The organism is Mycobacterium sp. P7213 (assembly GCF_900604305.1).
Classification (GTDB): domain Bacteria; phylum Actinomycetota; class Actinomycetes; order Mycobacteriales; family Mycobacteriaceae; genus Mycobacterium.
The window spans coordinates 1-23,690 of the sequence record NZ_UWOA01000004.1 but is presented as its reverse complement, the minus strand read 5'-3'; the positions used below and the strand labels follow the sequence as shown (position 1 = coordinate 23,690).

At 69.1% G+C, this 23,690-nt stretch carries 21 protein-coding genes; 14 read left to right on the top strand and 7 right to left on the bottom strand.

All coding sequences use genetic code 11. From position 1 onward, the window contains the following. Positions 1–8: 8 nt before the first annotated feature. Positions 9–581: a TetR/AcrR family transcriptional regulator gene (locus EJK91_RS02595; RefSeq protein ID WP_046302147.1), complete on the bottom strand. Its 573-nt coding sequence runs from the start codon at positions 579–581 to the stop codon at positions 9–11. A 90-nt stretch (positions 582–671) separates the two neighbouring features. On the opposite strand from EJK91_RS02595, the gene EJK91_RS02590 reads away from it, so the two are divergent. Together EJK91_RS02590 and EJK91_RS02585 are read left to right on the top strand one after the other, a co-directional pair. Further along, positions 672–1,280, top strand: coding sequence for a TetR/AcrR family transcriptional regulator (locus tag EJK91_RS02590; protein WP_125078182.1), 609 nt, complete (start codon positions 672–674; stop codon positions 1,278–1,280). Between the two features lie 73 nt (positions 1,281–1,353). After that, positions 1,354–3,132 carry a flavin-containing monooxygenase gene (locus EJK91_RS02585; RefSeq protein WP_241178609.1) on the top strand — a complete coding sequence of 593 codons (1,779 nt, stop codon included), beginning with the start codon at positions 1,354–1,356 and terminating at the stop codon, positions 3,130–3,132. 6 nt (positions 3,133–3,138) lie between these two features. Here EJK91_RS02585 and EJK91_RS02580 read toward each other — a convergent pair whose 3' ends face one another. Genes EJK91_RS02580 through EJK91_RS02565 form a run of 4 tightly spaced genes read right to left on the bottom strand, consistent with a single transcriptional unit; the run spans position 3,139 to position 7,912 of the window. Continuing rightward, a complete protein-coding gene (locus EJK91_RS02580; RefSeq protein WP_046302145.1) occupies positions 3,139–4,272 on the bottom strand; it encodes a Zn-dependent alcohol dehydrogenase in 1,134 nt (377 codons plus the stop codon). 10 nt (positions 4,273–4,282) lie between these two features. Next, positions 4,283–5,527 carry a glycosyltransferase family 4 protein gene (locus EJK91_RS02575; protein ID WP_024440200.1) on the bottom strand — a complete coding sequence of 415 codons (1,245 nt, stop codon included), beginning with the start codon at positions 5,525–5,527 and terminating at the stop codon, positions 4,283–4,285. Between the two features lie 55 nt (positions 5,528–5,582). Next, positions 5,583–7,118: a 1,4-alpha-glucan branching protein domain-containing protein gene (locus EJK91_RS02570; RefSeq protein WP_125078181.1), complete on the bottom strand. Its 1,536-nt coding sequence runs from the start codon at positions 7,116–7,118 to the stop codon at positions 5,583–5,585. Then, positions 7,115–7,912 (bottom strand): class I SAM-dependent methyltransferase, encoded by a 798-nt coding sequence (locus EJK91_RS02565; RefSeq protein ID WP_046300950.1) that lies wholly within the window; start codon positions 7,910–7,912, stop codon positions 7,115–7,117. Before EJK91_RS02565 ends, EJK91_RS02570 begins: the two co-directional genes overlap by 4 nt. A gap of 196 nt (positions 7,913–8,108) precedes the next feature. Here EJK91_RS02565 and EJK91_RS02560 point away from each other — a divergent pair, with 196 nt between their 5' ends. The 9 genes from EJK91_RS02560 (at position 8,109) to mnmA (ending at position 18,522) form a co-directional block, all read left to right on the top strand. Continuing rightward, the gene (locus EJK91_RS02560) at positions 8,109–8,900 is read left to right on the top strand and encodes an electron transfer flavoprotein subunit beta/FixA family protein (RefSeq protein ID WP_024440197.1); all 792 of its coding nucleotides are present in this window, start codon (positions 8,109–8,111) and stop codon (positions 8,898–8,900) included. A 38-nt stretch (positions 8,901–8,938) separates the two neighbouring features. Beyond that, positions 8,939–9,895, top strand: coding sequence for an electron transfer flavoprotein subunit alpha/FixB family protein (locus tag EJK91_RS02555; protein WP_024440196.1), 957 nt, complete (start codon positions 8,939–8,941; stop codon positions 9,893–9,895). Between the two features lie 68 nt (positions 9,896–9,963). Further along, positions 9,964–12,705: a helix-turn-helix transcriptional regulator gene (locus EJK91_RS02550; RefSeq protein ID WP_241178608.1), complete on the top strand. Its 2,742-nt coding sequence runs from the start codon at positions 9,964–9,966 to the stop codon at positions 12,703–12,705. A gap of 120 nt (positions 12,706–12,825) precedes the next feature. After that, positions 12,826–13,569: an SDR family oxidoreductase gene (locus EJK91_RS02545; RefSeq protein ID WP_125078179.1), complete on the top strand. Its 744-nt coding sequence runs from the start codon at positions 12,826–12,828 to the stop codon at positions 13,567–13,569. Further along, positions 13,566–14,297 carry an SDR family NAD(P)-dependent oxidoreductase gene (locus EJK91_RS02540; protein WP_125078178.1) on the top strand — a complete coding sequence of 244 codons (732 nt, stop codon included), beginning with the start codon at positions 13,566–13,568 and terminating at the stop codon, positions 14,295–14,297. The genes EJK91_RS02545 and EJK91_RS02540 overlap by 4 nt, the downstream gene beginning before the upstream one ends. 223 nt (positions 14,298–14,520) lie before the next feature. Further along, a complete protein-coding gene (locus tag EJK91_RS02535) occupies positions 14,521–15,387 on the top strand; it encodes a GNAT family N-acetyltransferase (RefSeq protein WP_206430381.1) in 867 nt (288 codons plus the stop codon). Continuing rightward, on the top strand, positions 15,384–16,202 hold the full coding sequence (locus tag EJK91_RS02530; protein ID WP_046300953.1) for a lysophospholipid acyltransferase family protein: 819 nt from the start codon (positions 15,384–15,386) through the stop codon (positions 16,200–16,202). Before EJK91_RS02535 ends, EJK91_RS02530 begins: the two co-directional genes overlap by 4 nt. Positions 16,203–16,264: 62 nt before the next feature. Continuing rightward, positions 16,265–17,449: a cysteine desulfurase family protein gene (locus EJK91_RS02525; protein WP_024440190.1), complete on the top strand. Its 1,185-nt coding sequence runs from the start codon at positions 16,265–16,267 to the stop codon at positions 17,447–17,449. Then, the gene (mnmA, locus tag EJK91_RS02520) at positions 17,446–18,522 is read left to right on the top strand and encodes a tRNA 2-thiouridine(34) synthase MnmA (protein WP_125078177.1); all 1,077 of its coding nucleotides are present in this window, start codon (positions 17,446–17,448) and stop codon (positions 18,520–18,522) included. The genes EJK91_RS02525 and mnmA overlap by 4 nt, the downstream gene beginning before the upstream one ends. An 86-nt stretch (positions 18,523–18,608) precedes the next feature. Here mnmA and EJK91_RS02515 read toward each other — a convergent pair whose 3' ends face one another. Further along, complete coding sequence (locus EJK91_RS02515) at positions 18,609–19,241, bottom strand: sensor domain-containing protein (protein WP_125078176.1); 633 nt, start codon at positions 19,239–19,241, stop codon at positions 18,609–18,611. Between the two features lie 52 nt (positions 19,242–19,293). Here EJK91_RS02515 and EJK91_RS02510 point away from each other — a divergent pair, with 52 nt between their 5' ends. After that, positions 19,294–20,307 (top strand): methionine synthase, encoded by a 1,014-nt coding sequence (locus EJK91_RS02510; protein ID WP_125078175.1) that lies wholly within the window; start codon positions 19,294–19,296, stop codon positions 20,305–20,307. A 67-nt stretch (positions 20,308–20,374) separates the two neighbouring features. On the opposite strand, the gene EJK91_RS02505 is transcribed toward EJK91_RS02510, so the two are convergent. Continuing rightward, the gene (locus EJK91_RS02505) at positions 20,375–20,836 is read right to left on the bottom strand and encodes an MmcQ/YjbR family DNA-binding protein (protein ID WP_125078174.1); all 462 of its coding nucleotides are present in this window, start codon (positions 20,834–20,836) and stop codon (positions 20,375–20,377) included. A gap of 35 nt (positions 20,837–20,871) precedes the next feature. On the opposite strand from EJK91_RS02505, the gene ligA reads away from it, so the two are divergent. Further along, a complete protein-coding gene (gene ligA / locus EJK91_RS02500) occupies positions 20,872–22,947 on the top strand; it encodes an NAD-dependent DNA ligase LigA (RefSeq protein WP_125078173.1) in 2,076 nt (691 codons plus the stop codon). A 252-nt stretch (positions 22,948–23,199) separates the two neighbouring features. Beyond that, positions 23,200–23,690, top strand: a 491-nt coding sequence (locus EJK91_RS22120; protein ID WP_346773462.1) for a PGRS repeat-containing protein, incomplete at its 3' end; no start/stop codon positions are given.

Sequence of the window (23,690 nt, the reverse complement as noted above, 5' to 3'; positions counted from 1 at the left end):
GCAGCCGCTCAGAACAGCGTGCCGCGGATGAGATCTTCGGCGCAGCGCAGGGTGGCACGGTAGACGTCCGGCGACAGCCGCGCTGCCTGCTCGATCAACCCGCGCGTCAACACGTACACGGCAGCCGCGGCGCCGTCGCCGTCGATACCGGTCGCCAGCGAACCGCCGCGCTGCGCTTCGTCGACGATCTCGCCGATGACGTCGCGCAACGGCGAGACCCCGTCGGTAGCGCGTTCGAAGGCGGCCAGATAGGGGTGGTCGTGGCGCAGCCGGTCGGCCTCGGTAAGCACTGCGGCAAGCCGATCCGCCACGGTGCCGCCGCGCTGTGCTGCGGCATGTAATCGGGGCAGTGCGATCTCGCGTGCGGCGGCCACGGTCGCCGCCATCAGCTCATCCTTGTTCGGAAAGTAGTGGTACAGGCTGGCGCTGGTCATCTCGGCGCCGGCGGCGATCTCGCGGATGGTGGCACCCGAACGGCCCACCTCTGCGACACGCCGGATCGCTGCGCTGATGATTCGCTGGCGGGTCTCTTCGCTGCTGGTTCCAGCCGGCCGACCCCGCGGCGTCGACGTCAGGGGCATGATCACCTCAGGTTAGTCCGCCGGCGATCGGGCAGGTCAACACTGCGCCGGTTGTCCGACGCGGGTGTCGACGGCTGCGAGGATGGGTCTATGTCGACACCGCAGCTGGGCCGCCCGGTCGGCGCCGACGGCGGCCAGACCCGTCAGCGGATCATCGCCGCCACCATTGCGTGCGTGGCCGAATTGGGGTACGCACGGACCACGATCCGTCAGATCGCGCGCACGGCAGGTGTTACCAGCGCCAATCTCTACAACTACTTTCCGAACAAGGCCGATCTGGTGGCCGCCGCGATCGTCGCACGCGCCGAGATCGCCCTGCCGCGACTGCGGCGCGCCGCCGAGCGGCCCGGCACGGTGGTCGACCGGATCGAGGCCGTGCTGGACGAGTCCGGCAACCTCATGCGCGAGCATCCCGATCTCGCCGCGTTCGAATGGGCGATTCGTGCTCAGAACGCTGTCACCGTGTATCCGGGAGACACCGGAAGCGGGGGCCTGGAAGCGCTGCGCGACATCATCACCGGGATCGTCGATGACGGCGATACGCGCGACGTCAGCGGGGGGTGGCGGGTGATCGAGGTGACCTACGCCCTGGTCTACGGCCTGACCGAATTGGCGGCGACCGGATCTCCGGAGGCCTATCAGGCGGCGCTGGCCGCCGCGAAGCGCCTGATCCGGGGGACGCTGTTCGTCGCTCATTGATATGATCAACTGATTGATTATATGCTGAGCCGGTTGCTGGGCTGTCTTTGCGGCGTTCCGGAGGTGCCTGACAGTGACCGACATCCAGGGTCTCCAGTCGCCAGACTTTGATCCGAATGCCTTGCGCGACAAGTACCTCCGGGAACGGCAACGACGCCTGCGAAGCGACGGGCTCGACCAGTACATCGAGGTGGCGGGCCGCTTCGCCCGGTTCGCCGAAGACCCGTGGGCTGAAGCCGGATTCACCCGGGAACCACTGTCCGATGAGGTCGACGTCGCGATCGTGGGAGCCGGCTTCGGCGGACTGCTGACCGGTGCCCGGCTGCGCGAGCTCGGGGTGGAAAGCATTCGGCTGATCGACAAGGCCGCCGACGTCGGCGGCACCTGGTACTGGAATCGGTATCCCGGTATCGCCTGTGACGTCGAGTCCTACGTCTACATGCCGTTGCTGGAGGAACTTGGCTACGTGCCGACCGAGAAATACGCCAAGGGCCCGGAGATCTTCGCGCACTGCCAGCGCATCGCCCACCACTACGACTTGTACTCCAATGCCTGCCTGCAGACCGAGGTCACCGAAATACGTTGGGAAACAACGGCATCACGCTGGATAATCGCGACCAATCGGGGGGACGCATTTCGGGCCCGATTCGTGTCGATGGCCAATGGCTACCTGCAGAAGCCGAAGCTGCCGGGCATCCCGGGCATCGGCGAGTTCGCCGGGCGCACCTTCCACACCAGTCGCTGGGACTACGACTACACCGGTGAGGGGCTGGACCGGCTGGCCGACAAGCGGATCGGGATCATCGGCACCGGTGCCACCGCCATCCAGTGCGTGCCGCGACTGGCCGAGGCGGCGGGGCATCTCTATGTCTTTCAGCGCACGCCGTCGACGGTGGACGTACGGGGCAACCGGCCGACCGACCCGCAGTGGGCAGCGGAGCTGGAGCCGGGGTGGCAGCAGCGCCGGATGGAGAACTTCCAGATCCTGACCGCGGGCGGCCAGGCCGACGAAGACCTGGTCGACGACGCCTGGACCAGCCTGACCAAGCAGATGCCGATCGTCAGCGGAGACGGCCCCGTCGACCAATCGGTGCGCGCCGAGATGGCCGACTTCGCCAAAATGGAGCAGATCCGCGGCCGCGTCGATGCGTTGGTGAATGATCCGGCCACCGCCGAGGCGCTCAAGCCATGGTACGGCTACTACTGCAAGCGGCCCTGCTTCCACGACGAATACCTACCGGCCTTCAACCGCGACAACGTCACCCTGGTCGACACGAAGGGCCGCGGTGTCGAACAGATCACCCCGGCTGGGGCGGTAGTCGACGGCATCGAATACCCGTTGGAATGCCTGATTTTCGCGACCGGGTTCGAGGTGGGCACCGACTATTGCCGGCGCACGGGTTTCGAAGTCATCGGGCGCGCCGGCGTGACCCTGACCCGGAAATGGGCCGACGGCGTGCGCACCTTCCATGGCCTGCACGCCCATGGCTTCCCGAACTGCTTCATCGAAAGCATTGCCCAATCCGGGTTCACGGTGAACTTTCCCTACCTGATCGACACCCAGTCGCGGCACGTGGCGTGGGTGATCGCGCACGCGTTGCAGCAGAATCTGCCCGCCCTGGAGGCCGCCGAGGACGCCGAACAGAGCTGGGTCGATGCCGTGGTGCAGCGATCCGACGTCATCGCCGGGCGGCGCGAGACGTGCACGCCGGGCTACTACAACCGTGAGGGCCAGGCGAACGCCCGGTTGCGCCAGGACAGTTTCTTCTTCGGCAGCCCCACCGAGTACGCCGACATCCTGGCCGCGTGGCGAGAATCGGGCACCCTGGAAGGGCTTATCGCCACCCGATAGCCGAAGCTAGAGGCCGAAGTCGATGACGCCCCTGATCAATTCGCCGCCGGCCAGGTCTTCATAGGCCTGGTTGACCTCGTCGAGCCGGTAACGCTTGGTGACCATCTCGTCGAGTTGCAGGTGACCCGCATCGTAGAGTGTGGCCAACAGCGGGATGTCGGTCCGCGGGTTGCAGGAGCCGAACACGGTGCCGCACAGCGTCTTGTTCATCAGCATCATGTCCTGGGGATCGATGCTGGTCCGCGTGCCCTGCACCGCCATTCCGGTCAGCACACAGATCCCGGCCTTACGGGTCAGCCGCAGGGCCTCCTCGACATCGGAATCGGTGACCACAGCGGGGGACACCACGACAGCGTCGGCCATCACCCCGCGGGTCAGGTCGCGGAGCATCTCGAAGGCCTCGGCGGTGCTGGAGGCGGTGTGGGTGGCACCGAAAGTGCGGGCCGATTCCCGCTTGAAGGCAACGGGATCCACCGCGACGATCCGAACGGCCCCGTTGATGCGGGCCCCCTGGACGGCGGCGGTGCCGATGCCGCCCACCCCGATGACCACGACGGTCTCGCCGCCGCGCACACCGGCGCGATACGCCGCCGAGCCGTACCCCGTCGGCACCGCGCACGCCAGCAGGGCCGCGGGTACCAGCGGCAAGTGCGGATCGATCTTGACCAGCGAGGCGGCCGAGACCACGGTGTGTTCGGCGAACGCGCCGATCTTGGAGACATGAGCCAGATCCCGGCCGTCGGCGCCATGGTGGCGGAAGGTGCCGTCGGTGGGCATTCCGGGCAGCATGGTTCCCGCTCCGGCGTCACAGATGTACTCCATGCCCGAAGAACACCAATGACATTGACCGCAGACCGCGACGAATGAGGTCACCACGTGATCGCCGGGGGACAGCCCCGTGACGCCGTCACCGACCTGTACGACCGTCCCGGAGCCCTCGTGTCCTCCGATGGTCGGCGCAGCGGGAGCACTCTGCCCCGGCGGGGCCAGGTGACCTTGCCGGATGTGCTCGTCGGAATGGCACAGGCCCGCCGCGGCCATGCGGACCAAGACCTCCCCGGCACGCGGCGGATCCAGTTCGAACTCCTCGACCGACCAGGGGCCACCGTAGGTTCGCAGGATCGCGGCGCGACTCTTCATCCGGCCAGGGCTACCGGTCGGGCAGTGCGTGCTCGATGATCGGCCGGCGTGGCTGCGGTTCCCGCAAGCGGCGTTTGGCCGCCAGGTACACCTGGGCGGTCTCGTCGGCGACGGTGTGCCAATCGAAGTCCGAGCTGAGCCGCTCGCGGGCGGCGACGGCGCGGCGCTGGGCGGCAGCCGGGTCGTCGAGCACGTGACACACCGCCGAGGCCAGGGCCGGCACATCGCGCGGCGGGCAGGACATACCGGTTTCGCCGTTGATCACCGCCTCGCCCAAACCGCCCACGTTGGCGACCACCAGTGGGGTTCCGGCGGCAGCGGCTTCCAGTGCCGCCAGGCCGAACGGTTCGTAGTGACTCGGCAGCGCCGCGGCGTCGGCCCGGTGCAACAGTGCCAACAGTTCGTCGTGGTCGACCCGGCCGATGAACCGGGTTGCCTTGAACACCCGGTTCTTTCGGGCGCACTCGACCAGCCAGTCCTGCTGGGTGCCGTCACCGGCGATGGTCAGCGTGGCTCCGGGGTGGGCGCGCCGGATCCGCGGCAGGGCCGCGATGATGTCGTGCACGCCCTTCTCGTATTCGAGTCGCCCGACGAACAGAATCTCCGGCGGGCCGCTACGAGACTGTCGGGGGGCGAACGGCCACCGTGCGGCGTCGATGCCGTTGCGGATCACCGTGGTTTCGGCGAGTCCGGGACCGAACAGGTCGGTGATCTCATCGCGCATTGAGGCCGAACAGGTGATCAGCGAATCGGATTCGCGGACCAGCCACGACTCCACCGCGTGCACCTGACGACTCAACGCTCCCGAGACCCAGCCGGAGTGACGCCCGGCCTCGGTGGCGTGGATCGTGGAAACCAAAGGCACATCATAGAATTCAGCGAGTGCGATCGCCGGGTGTGCAACCAGCCAGTCGTGGGCATGCACCAGATCGGGGCGCCACACGCTCTGGCCGCCGTCGACCTTCAGCGACAGTCCGGCGCGGACCATGGAATGGCCCATCGCCAGTGTCCAGGCCATCATGTCTTCGCCGAAGGAGAACTCGTGCGGGTCTTGGGCCGCGGCGACCACCCGCACGCCCTCGCTGATCTCGTCGGACGACGGGTGCGTACTCGGGTCGGTGCCATAGGGGCGCCGGCACAGCACAACCACGTCGTGCCCGGCAGCGGCCAGCGCGGTCGACAGGTGGTGGACATGCCGACCCAACCCGCCGATCACCACCGGCGGGTATTCCCACGACACCATCAGGATCTTCACGCGGCGGTTCCGTTCTGACGCGCACCGTGGTGGTGCGAGGTCCGGAGGTGGGGGGTCACCGTGGCAGCCTACGGGCATCCAGGGCGCCGAACAGGCCGTCGGCCTTATTCCAGCCGTCGGCCAGGCGCTGTGCGGTGTCTCGGTGGCCGCCGGCCAGTGCGTCGGCGATCTCCCGGGTGGCGTGCGCGTGCAGCTGCGCGCGGTAGCGGGCGTAGTCGGCGGCGGAGTCCTTGCTGACCATGAAGGGCCAGTCGCTCGAGACCGCCAGCAGCGCCTCGCGCAGGATCTGGTCGGCGACCCGGTCGCGCGGGGTGGGGCCCGACGGCGCCGCGGTCTGGGCCAGGGCCTTGTCGACGGCGCCCAGAGCGGTCTCGGTCACCTCGGCGTTCAGCTGCACCAGGTCGGCGACCTTCTCACCGGACCACACCCGCCAGTCCTTGCCGGACCCCCACGAGCTGGGCGGCAGTTCTACGGCGTCGCCGACGAAGCCCGCGTGGATGGCATCTGAGAGCGTGCCGACGCGAACCCCCGCTTCGGGCAGTGCCCGCAACACCCGAGCCAGCCAGGTCGGTCCCTCGTACCACCAGTGGCCGAACAGCTCGGTGTCGAACGCGGCGACCACGTGGGCCGGTCGGCCGATCCGCTCGGACTCGGACCGCAGCCTGCCCCGGACCACGTCGACGAAATCGGCGACGTGGGCATCGATCGCGGCGTCGGCGCGCTGCGGGTCGTACGGCGCCTTCTGTTCGGGGGAGACATTGCGGCCCGTTACCCGGGACGGCTTGAGCCCGGTGCGGTGGTCATAGGTGTGGAAATCCCGGTAGGCGTCATGCCCGGGATAACCCGACTTCGGCGACCACACCCGGTAGCTGACGGCAAGGTCACGGCCGAACGCGATCACGTCGGTGTCGCCGACCGGCCGGCCGAGGGTGGTGTCGCCGTGCAGTGATGGACCGTCGACCATGAAGTGCGAAATTCCGGCGGCCGCGTACTCGGTTTCCAGACCCGGCGTGTACGCGCATTCCGGGGCCCAGATTCCGCTGGGGGTGTGGGCCAGCCGTGCCCGGGCATCGGCCAATCCCTCGTGCAGTGCGAACTGGCGCAGTCGGGGCGCCAGCAGAGGCTGAAACGGGTGAGCCAGCGGACCGCCGAGCAGTTCCACCGTCTGCGCCTGCACCAGCTCCCGCAGCAGCGGGCTGGCGCCATGGCGCCACAGCAGCGCGAACTCGTCGAGAGCCTGTTCGGCCGCGGCGCATTCGTGCAGCCCGAACGGACGGATGTCGGGCAGGGTGGTGGCCTGGGCGGCGCGCAGCTGCCAGTTCGCCAGCCAGTGGTGCATGCCGTCCAGGCAGTACGGGTCGTCGAGCTGGGCGGCGACCACCGGTGTCACCCCGAGCGTGAGCAGGTGCTGCCGGCCTTCGGCGGCCAGCGTCCGCAGCACCCGCACCAGCGGCAGGTACGCCGCCGACCAGGATTGATAGAGCCATTCCTCGCCGACGGGCCAGCGGCCGTGGTGCGCCAGCCACGGCAGGTGGGTGTGCAGCACCAGGGTGAACAGGCCCGGTACGGAGCCGTTGGATTCTTCGGTCACCGGCGCACCGCGATCGCCACCAGGTCCAGGCTTTCATCGATATCGCGTTCAGCGGCTTCCATTAAGTCGAAATCGTCGCTGGTCACGCCGGCAACATCGGCCAGCAAGTCGGCCGGCCAGGGCGCGTCGGCGACCGCCCGCGCGATCTGGGCGTCGATGATCGAACCGCCGTGCCGGGCGTCCATCTCGCGCAGTGCCGGCCCGTGAAAGACGCCGTAAACCCCCTCGATCTCGAATCCGCCCTCGAGCAGCAGCTCGGTGAGTTCGGCGGCATTGAGTTCGCGGGTGTGGAACGGGTTGATCGGAGTGTCGCGGCCGGGGGAGAAGGTGATCCGGTTGGGCGTGGACACCATCAGCAGCCCGCCGGGCCGTAATACGCGGGCACATTCGGCGATGAACTGGCCTTGATCCCAGAGGTGCTCGATGACTTGGAAGTTGACCACCACGTCCACGGTCGCGTCGGGCAGCGGCAAGTCCGCGAGGTTTCCCCGGAGCGCTTCGACGCGCGGGTAGCGGGCTCGTACGTGGGCCACCGCCGCGTCGTCGTAATCCACGCCGATCACCCGCTGGGCCACGCCCGCGATCAGGTCGGCGCCGTAGCCCTCGCCGAACCCGGCCTCCAGGACCACGCGTCCGCTACAGCGGGGCGCCAGTTGCTGGTAGACCACCTCGTGGCGTCGGAACCAGTAGTTCTCGACGTCGAGTCCGGGGATGGTGCGTTCCCCGGTCAGCGTCAGCGTGCTGTCGCTGACCGGCGTGCCGGTGGGGTCTTCGGCGGCATTCGTAGATTTCATTGCACAGGCAGGCTAACGCGAAGGGCGCACTCTACGAACCGGCTACCCCGCACTGGCATTATCACGACCCGCTACGCTGTACAGGCGAACCGCATTAAGTTACCCATGAGTAACATGCTTGTGCGGCTGCGTGAATCGCTGCCCAGTCTTGTGGCCCGCCGCCGCAAGACCCCTTTGAGGAGGACGAACCACTCTCATGACGAACATCGTGGTCCTGATCAAACAGGTCCCGGACACCTGGTCGGAGCGCAAGCTCAGTGACGGTGACTGGACCCTTGACCGTGACGCCGCCGACGCCGTGCTCGATGAGATCAACGAGCGGGCCGTCGAAGAGGCCCTGCAGATCCGGGAGAAGGAAGGCGCCGAAGGCACCGTCACCGTGCTGACCGCCGGCCCGGAGCGGGCCACCGAGGCGATCCGCAAGGCGCTGTCGATGGGGGCCGACAAGGCCGTGCACATCCTCGACGACGGCATGAAGGGCTCCGACGTCATCCAGACCGGTTGGGCGCTGGCGCGCGCGCTGGGCGCCATCGAGGGCACCGAGTTGGTCATCGCCGGCAACGAGTCGACCGATGGTGTCGGCGGCGCGGTGCCGGCGATCATCGCCGAGTACCTGGGTCTGCCGCAGCTGACCCACCTGCGCAAGCTGACCGTCGAGGACGGCAAGGTCACCGGTGAGCGGGAGACCGACGAGGGCGTGTTCACCCTGGAGGCTTCGCTGCCGGCCGTGGTGAGCGTCAACGAGAAGATCAACGAGCCGCGCTTCCCCTCCTTCAAGGGCATCATGGCCGCCAAGAAGAAGGAAGTCACCGTGCTCAGCCTGGCCGAGATCGGCGTCGAGGCCGACGAGGTCGGTGTGGCCAACGCCGGTACCAAGGTGACTGCTTCGACGCCGAAGCCGCCGAAGACCGCTGGCGAGAAGGTGACCGACGAGGGCGATGGCGGCACCAAGATCGCCGGGTACCTGGTTGCCCAGAAAATTATCTAAGCGCTCCCCGGACCTAGCGAAGACGGAAGAAAATAGACATGGCTGAAGTACTTGTGCTCGTGGAGCACGCCGAAGGAGCGCTGAAGAAGGTCAGCTCCGAACTGATCACCGCCGCGCGTGAGCTCGGCGAGCCGTCCGCGGTCGTCGTCGGTGCCCCCGGCACCGCCGCCCCGTTGGTGGACGGCCTGAAAGAGGCCGGCGCCGCCAAGATCTACGTCGCCGAGTCCGACGTGGTGGACGGTTACCTGGTCACCCCGACTGTCGACGTGCTGGCCGGGCTGGCCGAGTCGGCTGCCCCGGCTGCGGTGCTGATCGCGGCCACCGCCGACGGCAAAGAGATCGCCGGCCGGCTGGCGGCCCGCATCGGTTCGGGTCTGCTGGTCGATGTGGTCGAGGTCAAGGCCGGCGCCAAGGTGGTGCACTCGATCTTCGGTGGTGCCTACACCGTTGAGGCCGAGCCCACCGGCGAGCTCCCGGTCATCACAGTCCGTGCGGGTGCCGTTGAGCCCGCGCCGGTCGCTGGTGCGGGCGAGCAGGTCACCGTGGAGGTGCCCGCCGCCGCGGAGAACGCCACCAAGATCACCTCGCGTCAGCCGGCCGTGGCCGGTGACCGCCCGGAGCTCACCGAGGCCCCCATCGTGGTGTCCGGTGGTCGCGGTGTCGGCAGCGCGGAGAGCTTCTCGGTGGTCGAGGAGCTGGCCGACTCTCTCGGTGCGGCCGTCGGCGCCTCGCGTGCCGCGGTGGACTCGGGCTACTACCCGGGTCAGTTCCAGATCGGCCAGACCGGCAAGACCGTGTCGCCGCAGCTGTACATCGCCCTGGGCATCTCCGGTGCGATCCAGCACCGGGCCGGCATGCAGACGTCCAAGACCATCGTGGTGGTCAACAAGGACGAGGAAGCACCGATCTTCGAGATCGCCGACTTCGGCATCGTCGGCGACCTGTTCAAGGTCGCGCCGCAGCTGACCGAGGCGATCAAGGCCCGCAAGGGTTAAAGAAGACCTCTATGGGTGTTCGCCGGGCCCGCCCGGCCGCAAGTCGTCAAAACCCCCGCACGCCCGGCGTGTCGGGGGTTTTGTCGTCTTTGCGTGGCCGCGACACCGAGTGCGAGCAGCTACGGCAAACCCTCGCCGCCGCTAGCGAGGGCCGTAGTCAGGTGCTGGTGCTGCGCGGCGAGGCCGGAATCGGCAAGACCGCTCTGCTGGAGTACCTGGTCGATTCCGCATCGGAGTTTCAGGTGATCCGGGCGGCCGGGGTGGAGTCCGACATGGAGCTGGCGTTCGCCGGCCTGCAGCAGCTGTGTGCACCCGTGGCCGACGGGATCGACCTCCTGCCCGAACCGCAGCGTGAGGCGCTGGCGATCGCGTTCGGCACGAGCAGCGGGTCGGCGCCCGACCGATTTCTCGTCGGGCTGGCGGTGTTGGGCCTGCTTGCCGGGATCGCGGCACGCAGGCCGGTGCTGTGCCTGATCGACGACGCCCAGTGGCTCGATCGGGTTTCGGCTCAGACGCTGGGGTTCGTGGCACGCCGATTGCGGGCCGAGCCCGTCGCGATGGTGTGCGCACTGCGTGAACCGGTAGACGGCCTGACCGGACTGCCGAAGTTGATGCTGCGTGGCCTGACGGACTCCGACGCGCATGCCGTACTGGAGTCGGCGCTGCCGGGCCGGATCGATCCCCAGGTCGCCGAACGGATCGTCGCCGAGACCCACGGCAACCCGCTGGCGCTGCTGGAACTGCCGCGGGGGCTGTCCGCGGCCGAGTTGGCCGGCGGCTATTACCGCCCCGACGTGGTGCCGGTGGCGGGACAGATCGAACGCCACTACCTGGCCCGGGTTCAGGCGTTGCCCGACGCCGCCCAACGGCTCTTGTTGCTGGCTGCCGCCGAGCCGGTGGGGGACGCGGCGCTGTTGCTGCGGGCGGCAGGGGAGTTGGGGCTGGCGTCGGCGGCCATCGCCCCGGCCCAGGAGGCCGGCCTGATTGAGATCGGCGCGCGGGTGCGGTTCCGGCATCCACTGGTGCGTTCGGCGATCTACCGCGCGGCGATCCTCGAAGACCGCCGAGATGCCCACCGTGCCCTGGCCGAGGCCACCGACCCGGCACACGACCCCGACCGGCGGGCGTGGCATCGCGCCCATGCGGCAGCCGGCCCCGACGAATCGGTCGCCGCGGAGCTGGAACGCTCCGCTGACCGGGCGGCGTTGCGCGGCGGGACCGCGGCGGCGGCGGCATTTTTGGCCCGCGCCACCGAACTGACCCCCGATCCGCTACGGCGCGGAGCCCGTGCGCTCGATGCCGCCGATGCCAAACTGGCGGTGGCTGAAATGGACGCGGCCGCCATTCTGTTGGGCACCGCCGAGCTGGCGCCGCTGGACGCGCTGCAGCGTGCCCGGTTGGCCTGGATGCGCGCGCAGTTGGCATTCACCCGTGGCCGCGGGAGCGGCCACACCGCCACCATCCTTGACTCAGTTCACCAATTCTTCACCGTGGCAAGCCATCTGGAGTCGATTGATCCGGTGATGGCGCAAGAAACCCTGTTGGAAGCGGTCAGCGCGGCGATGTATGCGGGCCGGGCGTTCGGGGCGCAGGTGCGCCAGCACACCGCGGCGGCGCTGGCCGCGGGCGTGCGGACGAACCGGCCGGCCGATCTGCTGCTGCTGGCGTTGACCGCCCGCATCAGCGCCGGCTGCCAAGCCGGCCTGGAGCCGTTGCGTGCCGCGATTGCCGCCCTGACCCCGAACACCTGGTCATGGCAGGCGTTTCCGATCGGATACGAAGCCGCCGTGCACGACGTGTGGGACGACGAAGCCTGGTATCGGATCGCCAACGACGCCGTGCGGGTCGCGACCGACACCGGTGCGCTGGCCATGCTGCCGATCGCGTTGACCACCCGGGCCGGCGTGCACGTGCAGGCCGGTGAGTTCGCGACGGCGCGCGCCCTGATCGCCGACGCCGACGCCCTGACCGCGGCGTCCGGTCAGACGCCGGTGCGCTATCACGCGCTGGCGTTGGCGGCCTGGACAGGGGAGGAAGCTGCGGCGACCGTGCTGATCGACGCCGCGGCCCGCAGCGGGGCCGCCCGCGGCGAGGGCCGCATCATCGCACTGATCGGCTACGCCTCCGCGGTGCTCTACAACGGCTTGGGTCGCTACCAGTCGGCCTGCGAGGCGCTGCGCCGCGTGCTGGACTACGAGGATCTCGGCCTCTACGGGTGGAACCTGGCGGAACTGGTGGAGGCCGGGGTGCGCGGCGGCGAACTGTCATTGGCCGCCGAGGCGTTGGCGCAGCTGCACGAACGCGCCACCGTCAGCGAGACCGATTGGGGGCTGGGCGTGTTGGCCCGCTCGCGCGCGCTGCTGTGTGACGGCCTCGCTGCCGAGGACCACTATGTCGAGGCCGTCGAGCGGCTGGAGCGCACCCGGATCGCCGTGGACCTGGCGCGCGCACATCTGGTGTACGGGGAGTGGCTTCGCCGGGAGAAGCGGCGTGGTGACGCGCGCAAGCAGCTGCGCACCGCCCACGAGATGTTCACCGGGTTCGGGGCGCAGGCCTTCGCGCAGCGCAGCCGGCGCGAACTGCAGGCGATCGGAGACAAAGTCAGCGGCCACGCCCCGCCCGGCGGTGACGTGATGACGCCGCAGGAGCAGCAGATCGCCGAGCTGGCGGGTGCCGGGCTGACCAATGTCGAGATCGGGGCCCAGCTGTTCATCAGCGCTCACACCGTCGAATGGCATCTGCGCAAGGTCTTCGCCAAGCTGGGAATCCGCTCCCGCCGGGAACTGCGCGACCTCGCTGTCGGCCGCTGACCGGGCTCCAGGCCCCGCCCGCCGAGACGCAGACTACGGACTTTCCGGGGTTCCCCCACCGGCCGCACGGTGCCAGGGTCGAGGTACCGAGATCGTGCTGAGCAGGAGGGTGTGAACAAGATGAAGATCACTGTGATGGGTGCCAGCGGACAGATCGGCACCAAGGTTGTCGAGTTGCTGCGCGCCGCCGGCCACGACACCGTGGCAGCCGCCCGCAACTCAGGTGTCGACGTGCTGACCGGAGATGGCCTGGCCGAGGCCCTCTCGGGCGCCGACGTGCTGGTCGACGTTGTCAACTCGCCGGACTTCGCCGACGGCCCGGTGTTGGACTTCTTCACCAAGTCCACCACCCACCAGGTGGACGCAGCCAAAGCCGCTGACGTCGGCCACTACGTGGCGCTGTCCATCGTGAACTGCGACGGGCTGCCCGACAGCGGCTACATGCGCGCCAAGGTCGCCCAGGAGCGCATCATCGCCGAATCCGGGTTGCCCTACACCATCGTGCGTGCCACGCAGTTCCACGAGTTCGCCGACGGCATCACCGCATCGCTGACCGTCGACGGTGAGGTGCGGGCGCCCGAAGGTCTGATCCAGCCGATCGCCGGAGCCGAGGTGGCCGCCGAGGTGGCCCGGGCCGCTCAGGCCGCGCCGGTCGACGGAATCATCAATATCGGTGGCCCCGAGAAGCTGACCTTCGCTGAACTGGCCGCCGTGGTGCTGGCCCATCGGGGCGAGAACCTCCCGATCGTCGTCGACCCGGCCGCGGTCTACTTCGGCACCAAGATCGGCGACACCGGCCTGGTCACCGGCGACGACGCCACTTTGGCGGCGACCCGGCTGGCCGATTGGCAGGCGGCACAATGAGTGAGCTGGCGGGTCAGACCGCGCTGGTGACCGGCGGAACGGCGGGCATCGGACTCGAGTCCGCGCGGCTGCTGGCGCGCCACGGCGCCGAGGTGATCATCACCGGTCGCTCGGCGCAGCGGGGTGCCGCCGCCGTCGCCGAACTCGACGGCGCAGCGCGATTCGTGGCCGCGGATCTGTCCAACCTCGATTCGGTGAAATCTCTGGTGCGCCAATGCGGCGACGGCGGCGTGGATATTCTGGTGAACAACGCCGCCAGCTTCCCGGGTGCGCTGACCGTGGACCAGGATGTGGGTTCATTCGAGTCGACGTTCGACACCAATGTGCGTGGCGCCTATTTCCTGGTCGCCGCCTTGGTGCCGGGCATGCTGCGGCGCGGGCGCGGCAGCATCGTCAACGTCACCAGCATGGTCGCCTTCAAGGGTGTTCCCGGTGCGTCGAGCTACAGCGCCTCCAAAGCTGCGTTGGAGTCGCTGACTCGTACGTGGGCCGCCGAGTTCGGCCCGCACGGGGTCCGGGTCAACAGTGTTGCTCCGGGGCCGACCGCCACCGAGGGGGTCGCCGCCGAATGGGGTGACGTCAATGACGAACTGGGGCGGGGGCTTCCGCTGGGGCGCACCGCACACGCCACCGAGATAGCCGAGGCCGTGTTGTTCCTCGCCTCGCCACGGTCCAGCTTCATCACCGGGTCGACGCTGCACGCCGACGGCGGCGGAGCCGCGGCCTGACCCGCACCCTTATTTCAGCGGTGGGCGTTTATTTCAGCGGTGGGCGTTGAGATTGCTCTGATGGTTGTGCATGTCGTGAATTCACGACCCTGGATGCAATCTGAACGCCCATTGCATCGACCTTGACCGCCGCGCGGGCCACGCACAATTCGTCACCAAGCGTGCACCGACATGTCATGCCGTGCTTGCCTCGTCGCTGCCTGACTGCGCGACCGTGGCGAGTGTGAGCACTGGTTCTGTTCTCATCGCCCCCGAGCCCGCCACCGATTCTCCCGCTTCCGGGACCGACAACCCCCGTTACTCGTTGCTGCTGTCCACCGACCCCAGCATGATCGAAGCCGCGCAGCGGATGCGATTTGAGGTTTTCAGCACCGAGCCGGGCTTCTGCCTGACCGACTCCGGCGCCGGCAGCACCGGCTTGGACGCCGACCATTTCGACCAATACTGCGACCACCTGCTGGTCCGCGACGATGACTCCGGCGAGCTGGTCGGCTGCTACCGAATGCTTCCTCCCACCGGGGCTATCGCTGCCGGAGGCCTTTACAGCGCAAGCGAATTCGATGTCACCGCGCTGGATTCGCTGCGTCCCTCGCTGGTCGAGATGGGCCGCGCGGTGGTCCGGCCGGGCCACCGCAACGGCGCGGTCGTGCTGTTGATGTGGGCCGGAATCCTGGCCTACCTGGACCGCTACCAGTACGACTACATCACCGGCTGCGTCTCGGTGCCGGTGCGCGGCGAGGGCCCCCCGGCCAGTCAGATCCGCGGCGTCCGCGACTTCGTGCGGCGGCGGCACGCCTCCACGTACCGAGTGACCCCGTATCGGCCGGTGATGGTCGACGGCAAGGGCCTCGACGAGATCGCGCCGCCGACTCGTCCGACCATTCCGCCGCTGCTGCGGGGCTACCTGCGCCTGGGCGCGCGGGTCTGCGGTGAGCCGGCCCACGACCCCGCCTTCGGGGTGGGGGACTTCCCGGCCCTGCTGCGCCGCAGCGACGCCGACACCCGCTACCTGCGCCGGCTGCGGTCAGTGTCCGCGGCGTCGCTGGTGGCAGGGGGCCCAGAGGCTGCCGACACCGCTGCGCACGCGTGAACCAGCCGGGCGTGAACGCCTGGGCGCCTCGCGCCGTCTGCACGCCGCGATGCGTCCGGGGCGGGAGTGAGCGGCCGTTCCCGGCGGTGGTGGCGCTACGGCTGGCGATGGTGGTGCTGCTGGCGCCGCTGCTGCCCCTGCTGGCGGTACCGATTCCGGGCCGCGTTCGGCTGCAGCGCGGCGCCTGCCGGGTGGTGTTGCGCTGCTTCGGAGTGCGGGTGACGACGACCGGCGGGCCGGTACGCAACCTGCGCGGCATGTTGGTGGTCAGCCCGCACGTGTCCTGGCTGGACGTGTTCGTGATCGGTGCGGTGTCGCCGGGCACGTTCGTGGCGCGCGCCGATCTGATCAGCTGGCCCGGAATCGGTGCGCTGGCCCGCATGATGCGGATCATCCCCATCGAGCGCGACAGTCTGCGTGGGTTGCCGGTGGTCGTCGACATGGTGGCGGCCCGATTGCGGGCCGGCCGTACGGTCGTGGCATTCCCGGAGGGCACCACCTGGTGTGGGCGTGCCCGTGGCCGTTTCCATCCGGCGATGTTCCAGGCCGCCGTGGACGCGGGTCGGCCGGTACAGCCGCTGCAGCTCACCTACCACCACCGGGACGGTGCGCTGTCGACCGTGCCGGCGTTTGTCGGCGACGACACCCTGTTGGCCTCGATTCGTCGTCTGATCACCGCGCGCCGCACCATCGCGCAGGTGCATGTCGCGGCGTTGCAGTTGCCGGGAACCGATCGGCGTGAGCTCGCAGCGCGTTGCCAGGCGGCGGCGGGCTGGCGGGTCCGGCGGCGCCGGCGAGCTCGCGTCGCCTGTTGAGCAGGACGGCCGCCCGCCGCAGCGCCGGGGCGGCCGCAGGTGCCCGGTATCCTGGGCAGGTCATGGTCTATCTGGATCACGCCGCCACCACCCCGATGCACCCGCAAGCCATCGAGGCGATGACAGCTGTCTTGGGCACCGTCGGAAACGCCTCATCGTTGCACGCCGCCGGTCGCACCGCGCGCCGCCGGATGGAGGAGTCCCGGGAGTCCATCGCGGCACGGCTGGGCGCGCGTCCCTCTGAGGTGGTCTTCACCTCCGGCGGCACCGACGGCGACAACCTGGCCGTCAAGGGCATCTACTGGGCCCGGCGCGATGCCGATGCGCAGCGACGCCGAATCATCACCACCGAGGTCGAGCACCACGCCGTGCTGGATGCGGTGGACTGGCTCGCCGAGCACGAGGGCGCTGAGATCACCCGGCTGCCCACCGACGCCGACGGTTCGGTGTCACCGGAGGCGCTACGCGAGGAGCTGGACGGCGGTCGCGCTGACGACGTCGCCCTGGTGTCGGTGATGTGGGCCAACAATGAAGTCGGAACGGTCCTGCCGGTCGTCGAACTGGCCGCGATCGCCGCGCAGTTCGGGGTGCCGATGCACTCCGATGCGGTCCAGGCCGTCGGGCAGCTGCCGGTCGATTTCGGTGCCAGCGGGCTGTCCGCGCTGAGTCTGACCGCGCACAAGTTCGGCGGGCCGTGCGGGACCGGTGCGCTGTTGATTCGTCGTGACGTGACCTGTGTCCCGCTCACACACGGCGGGGGCCAGGAACGTGACATCCGTTCGGGCACACCCGATGTCGCCGGAGCGGTCGGCATGGCTGCGGCACTCCAGGTCGCCGTGGGCTCGCTGGAGTCCACCGCCGACCGGGTTGCGGGCCTGCGCGACCGGCTCATCGAGGGAGTGCTCGCCCGGATTGACAACACCCGGGTCAACGGATCGCGTAGCCAGCGGCTGCCCGGCAACGCGCACTTCACCTTCGCCGGCTGCGAAGGCGACTCGCTACTGATGCTGTTGGACGCCAACGGCATCGAATGCTCCACCGGATCTGCCTGCACCGCCGGTGTGCCGCAGCCTTCGCATGTGCTGACCGCGATGGGCGCCGACCCGGTCGCAGCCCGCGGATCGCTGCGACTGTCGTTGGGCCACACCAGCGTCGACGGTGACGTCGACGCTGTGCTTGCCGTGTTGCCCGGTGCGGTGGACCGGGCTCGTCAGGCCATGCTGGCGGCAGCGGGAGTGCCGCGATGAAGGTCGTAGCCGCGATGAGCGGCGGAGTGGACTCCTCGGTGGCGGCGGCCCGCATGGTCGATGCCGGGCACGAGGTGGTCGGGGTACATCTGGCACTGTCGCGCAACCCGGGCACCCTGCGCACCGGCTCGCGTGGGTGCTGCTCGCGGGAAGACTCTGACGACGCCCGGCGCGTCGCTGACGTGCTGGGCATTCCGTTCTACGTGTGGGACTTCTCCGAGCAGTTCAAGGACGAGGTGATCGACGACTTCGTCGAGTCTTACGCGCGTGGCGAGACCCCCAACCCGTGCATGCGGTGCAACGAGAAGATCAAGTTCTCCGCGGTGGCCGCTCGAGCCGTCGCGCTGGGATTCGACATGGTGGCCACCGGTCACTACGCGCGGCTCGCCGACGGCCGACTGCGCCGCGCGGTGGATGCCGACAAGGACCAGTCCTATGTGCTCGCGGTGCTGTCCGCCGAGCAACTCCGTCATGCGGCGTTCCCGATCGGGGACACCCCCAAGCCGCAGATCCGCGCCGAAGCCGCCGACCGCGGCCTGGCGGTGGCGAGCAAACCCGACAGTCATGACATCTGCTTCATCCCGACCGGCGACACGCGCACCTTCCTGGGCGGCCACATCGGAGTGCGGCCCGGCGCTGTGGTGGACACCGGCGGGTCGGTGCTGGCTGAACACGATGGGGTGCACGGTTTCACCATCGGCCAGCGCAAGGGCCTGGGCATCGCCGGGCCCGGCCCGGACGGCCAGCCGCGCTACGTGACCGGTATCGATGCCGCGACCGGCACCGTCACCGTAGGGTCGGCCGCCGACTTGAATGTGACGGAGCTGACCGGGCGGGCGCCGGTGTTCACCTCGGGGCAACCGTGGCGCGGCCTAGTCGAGTGCGAGGTGCAGGTGCGCGCCCACGGCGAGACGGTTGGCGCGGTGGCCGGATTGGTCGGTGACATGTTGCAGGTGCGGCTGCGCGAGCCGTTGCGCGGTGTGGCCCGCGGCCAGACCCTGGCCTGTTACCGCCCGGACGCGCACGGCGACGAAGTGATCGCCAGCGCCACTATCGCCGCCACCGGCGCGTAGCTTCGGCCAGTTGCGCCGAACGTGTACTGGGCACGACGACGCGGCGCTTGCCGGCGTGAGTGCACGCTCGGCGTGGGGAACCGGGTCTAACCGGGCACCGCCGAAGCCATGTTCGTCACCACCAGGTCGGCGTCGGATTCCGAGAAGCCGCAGTAGGTGACCTCCAGCAGCACCACCGACTTGACCTGGTACGCCCGTCCGCAGTCGCCGGCGTGGGTACGCAACGACGCGTCGTCGGAAGTCCAGTCGCTGACCAGGCCCGGCCCGGCGGAGGTGTCGGCGCACTCGGCGACCATGGCCACCAACGCATCGAGAACGTGGTGCGCGGCTTCGGTGTCGGGGTAGACGGCGGCGCCCTCCGAGACCAGCGCGGCCTTCGGCGGGTACTGGTAGGTGGTTTTGTGAAAACGCGTCGCCGTGGATCCGAACACCGCGGTCTCGGCGAAGATGAACCGGCACGGCGGCGGGATGGTGGCGGCCAGCTCGTCGATGTCGGTCGGAGAGCTGGAATCCATGGTGGGGATGACGGTCAGCTGCTCGTCGGCGCCGACGATGGCCCGCATCCGGGGTGTGCCGAGCATGATCCGGCCGAGATCCACGGCGCCGGCGGGCGCCGGCAGCGCCGCGGGTGGCAGCGCCGTCCCGTCGACCAGCCGGGTGCAGCCCACCACCGCTGCAGCCACCGCCCAGATCGGCACCAGCCGCGACATTCTCACCATCGAAGGCTAGCCCGCCGTGCCCGTGGCCATGTCACTTCAATACGGTTGCCCGGTGAGTGCTTTCGCCACTGGGACCGGACTGGGGTCGTGGCCGGGCACCTCGGCGCGCGCGGCGGCCGAGGTGGTGGTCGGTGAGTTGGGCGGCAGCCTGGCCCACCTGGTCGAGCTGCCGGGGCGCGGAGTCGGCGCCGACATGATCGGTCGGACCGGCGCGCTGCTGGTCGACATTGCCATCGACACCGCCCCGCGAGGCTACCGGCTGGCCGCGCGACCCGGAGTGGTGAGCCGGCGCGCGGTGAGCCTGCTCGGTGAGGACGCCGACGCGCTGGAAGAGGCGTGGGAAGTCGCCGGCCTGCGCGGGAGCGGTCATCCGGTCAAGGTGCAGGCGGCCGGCCCGCTGACCGTGGCCGCGGAAGTGGAGCTGGCGAATGGGCACCGGGCGATCACCGACCCCGGTGCGGTGCGGGACCTTGCCGCCTCGCTGGCCGAGGGCCTCAAGGCGCATCGCGCCGACCTGTCTCGCCGGCTTGACACGCCGGTGATCGTGCAGCTCGACGAGCCGTCCCTGGGCGCCGCGGTGACCGGCCGGCTGGCCGGCGTTACCGCGTTGAGCCCGGTGGCCGCCATCGACGAGTCGCTGGCCACGGCGCTGCTCGACGGCTGCGCCGACACCATCGGCGGCGAGGTGCTGGTGCACAGTTGTGCAGCGGGACTTCCGTGGAATGTGTTGCAGCGCAGCGCTATCGCTGCGCTGGCGCTGGACTGCACCGGGTTGGAATCCGCTGACTACGATCAGATCGGCGCATTCGTCGACTCTGGCCGCACCGTGGTGATGGGACTGGTTCCCGCGCTCGCTCCGGCGCGGGCGCCCGGCGTCGAAGAGCTGGCGACCGCGGTGGCGGCGATCACCGACCGCATCGGATTCGCCCGTTCGGTGCTGGCCGAGCGGGTCGGGATCAGCCCGGTCTGCGGGATGGCCGGCGCCGACGCCGCGTGGGCGCGCGCCGCGCTCGGGCTGGTGCGCAAGGTGGGCGAGGCGCTGAGCAGCGAGCCCGAGGCGATCTAGGCAACGAGAAGGTTGCAATCGAGCCGCGAACGCATCTGGGCGGTGCAGCCGCAGCCGACGCCAGCGACTATTTCGCCGGGCTGTCGCGCCGCCGGGACGCCGCGACTGAGCGGCTGCGGGCATTCGCCGAGCGCTGGTCCTGGTCCAGAGACCGGACCAACCGCGCCGGCGCGGTCAGCCGAAACGACGTGTCGACCAGCTCGCCGACCTCATCCCAATCCACATCAGCTGCAGTGAAATCCAGGCCCAGCCAACCGGACGGGCCCAGATACATCGGCAGGAAGAACCGCGGGTCCTGCTCCAGCGCACGTCGCTCGGACTCGTCGACCTTGACCAGCAGCGCATGGGGGTAGGGCACCATCGTGCCGGTGGCTTTGCTGTTGCCACCGTAGATCGCGAACATCTTGGGTGCGCAGAACACCGGACGGCCATGGGAGATCTTCTCGAAGGCTTCGGGAAAGCCCAGCGCGATGCGTCGCAGCTCCGCCAGACCAGGGTCGTCGTCGCGGTACATGATCGGGTGCGGCATGCCGCCAGGGTAGTCAGAGCAGATAACCTGCGGGGGTGAGTCCAGAGGCCGACAGCGTGCCCCCCGAACTCCGGCGGCAGTGGCACGATCTGGCTGAAGAGGTGCGCGAGCACCAGTTCCGCTACTACGTCAAAGACGCGCCGATCATCACCGACGGCGACTTCGACGAGCTGTTCAACCAGCTGCTCGCGCTGGAGGAGGCGCACCCGGAGCTGCGTACCGCCGACTCGCCGACCCAGCTGGTGGGTGGCGCCGGGTTCACCACGGAGTTCGCCCCCGCTGAGCATCTGGAGCGAATGCTGTCGCTCGAAGACGTGTTCTCAACCGACGAACTGACGGCCTGGGCCGGTCGGGTGATCAGTGAGATAGGCGGTGGCACCGCCTACCTGTGCGAACTCAAGGTCGACGGCGTGGCACTCGGACTGGTGTACCGCAACGGCCGGTTGAGCAGTGGGGCCACCCGTGGCGACGGCCGGGTCGGTGAGGACGTGACACTCAATGCGCGCACCATCGCCGACATCCCCGAGTTCCTCAACACCGACACCGAATTCCCGGTCCCGGCGGTGCTGGAGGTGCGCGGCGAGGTGTACTTCCGGTTGGAGGACTTCGAAAACCTCAACGCCGGACTGGTCGCCGAGGGCAAGCCGCCGTTCGCCAACCCCCGCAACAGCGCGGCTGGTTCCCTGCGGCAGAAGAACCCGGCTATCACCGCGCGGCGCAATCTGCGGATGGTCTGCCACGGCCTCGGCTACGCCGAGGGCTTCAGCCCCGACACCTTGCACGGCGCCTACCGAGCGATGCAGGCCTGGGGGCTGCCGGTCTCGACACACACCGCCCGCGTCGAGGGCATGGCCGCGGTAGCTGAACGTATCGCCTACTGGGGTGAACACCGGCACGACGTCGAACACGAAATCGATGGTGTGGTGGTCAAAGTCGACGACCGCACCCTGCAGCGTCGGCTCGGCGCCACCTCCCGGGTGCCGCGGTGGGCGGTGGCCTACAAATATCCGCCCGAAGAGGCGCAGACCACGCTGCTCGACATCCGGGTCAGCGTCGGGCGCACCGGCCGGGTGACCCCGTTCGCCTACATGACCCCGGTCAAGGTCGCCGGCTCCACGGTGAGCCTGGCCACCTTGCACAACGCCTCGGAGGTCAAGCGCAAAGGGGTGCTGATCGGCGACACCGTGGTGATCCGCAAGGCCGGCGACGTGATTCCCGAGGTGCTCGGGCCCGTGGTCGATCTGCGCGACGGCAACGAGCGCGAGTTCGTCATGCCGACCCACTGCCCGGAATGCGGAACGCTGCTGGCGCCGGCCAAGGAAGCCGACGTCGACATCCGTTGCCCCAATTCGCGGTCCTGCCCGGCGCAGCTGCGCGAGCGGGTTTTCCACGTCGCCGGCCGCGGCGCCTTCGACATCGAGGCTCTGGGGTATGAGGCGGCGACCGCCCTGTTGAGCGCCGGGGTCATCACCGACGAGGGCGACCTGTTCACCCTCACCGAAGAAGACCTGCTGCGTACCGAGCTGTTCACCACCAAGGGTGGTGTGCTGTCCAAGAATGGCCGGCAGCTGCTGGCCAATCTCGACAAGGCCAAGGCTCAACCGCTGTGGCGGGTGCTGGTGGCCTTGTCGATTCGGCACGTCGGCCCGACCGCGGCGCGGGCGCTGGCCACCGAGTTCGGCAGCCTGGACGCGATCACCGCGGCGTCCACTGAGCAGTTGGCCGCTGTCGAGGGCGTCGGCCCCACCATCGCCGCCGCGGTCACCGAATGGTTCGACGTCGACTGGCACCGTGCGATCGTCGACAAGTGGCGGGCCGCCGGGGTGCGGATGGCCGACGAACGCGATGCGAGCATCGAACGCACGCTTGAGGGGCTGAGCATCGTGGTGACGGGCTCGCTGACCGGCTTCTCTCGCGACGAGGCCAAAGAGGCGATCATCGCCCGGGGGGGTCGGGCGGCCGGTTCGGTGTCGAAGAAGACCGCCTACGTGGTGGCCGGCGATGCGCCCGGCTCGAAGTACGACAAGGCTGTCGAACTCGGGGTGCCGGTCCTGGACGAGGACGGATTCGTCAACTTGCTGGCCGAGGGCCCGAACACCGCACCGGATTAGCCTGCTCTCAGCTTATTGACAGCGTCATCGAAGTATGGCAGCGTTTCGCAGCGAAGTGCAACAGCATGTTGCAGTTCGTTTTCGGTGGGGCCGCTGGGGAAGTGCGGGGACACGATGACCACTGGTGAGAGCGCCTTCTGGGGCACCGACAGGCAGTCCTCCGCCACGCACGGCTCGCGTGGAATCGGGCGATACACCCGCAAGCGGATGCTCACTACCCCTCTCGCGATTGGGGCGTTTGCGTGCTTCGGCATGCTCCCGCTCGCCTCGGCGCCCGCAGCTCAGGCCGACATCGAGGACGTGTTCGAGCAGCTGTTCTCGCCCTTTGCGGACGCGGCTACCGGCACCCCCGACTGGGAGGCGTTCACCGACTCCACGGCGTGGGAAGCCTTCTTCGACCCGGCGCACTGGGAAGCCGTATGGGCCGACCTTGACGGACTGAGCAGCGCGCAACCGGCATTGGCCGCACCCATCGGTCTGACCACCTTGTTCGATCAGTGGATCTACACCCCGATCCACACCGGCGTCGGCAATGTGATCAACAGCGATCTGGGCCTGCAGGTGGGCGGAGCGATCAATCAGCTCTTGGGCTCTTACGTCATCGGTGATGGGGCGGACGGCACCGCTGAGAATCCTGACGGTGGGGCCGGTGGGTGGCTGTTCGGTGACGGTGGAGCCGGCTACTCCAGCACTGCGGACGGTGTGGCCGGCGGTGCGGGCGGGAGCGCGGGGTGGTTCGGTGA

What these genes read in the sequence shown, in the direction of transcription:
- EJK91_RS02525 (WP_024440190.1), top strand. Translation starts at nt 16,265, where the DNA reads ATGGTCTATCTGGATCACGCCGCCACCACCCCGATGCACCCGCAAGCC.
- EJK91_RS02515 (WP_125078176.1), bottom strand. Translation starts at nt 19,241, where the DNA reads ATGGTGAGAATGTCGCGGCTGGTGCCGATCTGGGCGGTGGCTGCAGCG.
- EJK91_RS02565 (WP_046300950.1), bottom strand. Translation starts at nt 7,912, where the DNA reads ATGAAATCTACGAATGCCGCCGAAGACCCCACCGGCACGCCGGTCAGC.
- EJK91_RS02540 (WP_125078178.1), top strand. Translation starts at nt 13,566, where the DNA reads ATGAGTGAGCTGGCGGGTCAGACCGCGCTGGTGACCGGCGGAACGGCG.
- EJK91_RS02555 (WP_024440196.1), top strand. Translation starts at nt 8,939, where the DNA reads ATGGCTGAAGTACTTGTGCTCGTGGAGCACGCCGAAGGAGCGCTGAAG.
- EJK91_RS02595 (WP_046302147.1), bottom strand. Translation starts at nt 581, where the DNA reads ATGCCCCTGACGTCGACGCCGCGGGGTCGGCCGGCTGGAACCAGCAGC.
- EJK91_RS02505 (WP_125078174.1), bottom strand. Translation starts at nt 20,836, where the DNA reads ATGCCGCACCCGATCATGTACCGCGACGACGACCCTGGTCTGGCGGAG.
- EJK91_RS02580 (WP_046302145.1), bottom strand. Translation starts at nt 4,272, where the DNA reads ATGAAGAGTCGCGCCGCGATCCTGCGAACCTACGGTGGCCCCTGGTCG.
- mnmA (WP_125078177.1), top strand. Translation starts at nt 17,446, where the DNA reads ATGAAGGTCGTAGCCGCGATGAGCGGCGGAGTGGACTCCTCGGTGGCG.
- EJK91_RS02590 (WP_125078182.1), top strand. Translation starts at nt 672, where the DNA reads ATGTCGACACCGCAGCTGGGCCGCCCGGTCGGCGCCGACGGCGGCCAG.
- EJK91_RS02560 (WP_024440197.1), top strand. Translation starts at nt 8,109, where the DNA reads ATGACGAACATCGTGGTCCTGATCAAACAGGTCCCGGACACCTGGTCG.
- EJK91_RS02545 (WP_125078179.1), top strand. Translation starts at nt 12,826, where the DNA reads ATGAAGATCACTGTGATGGGTGCCAGCGGACAGATCGGCACCAAGGTT.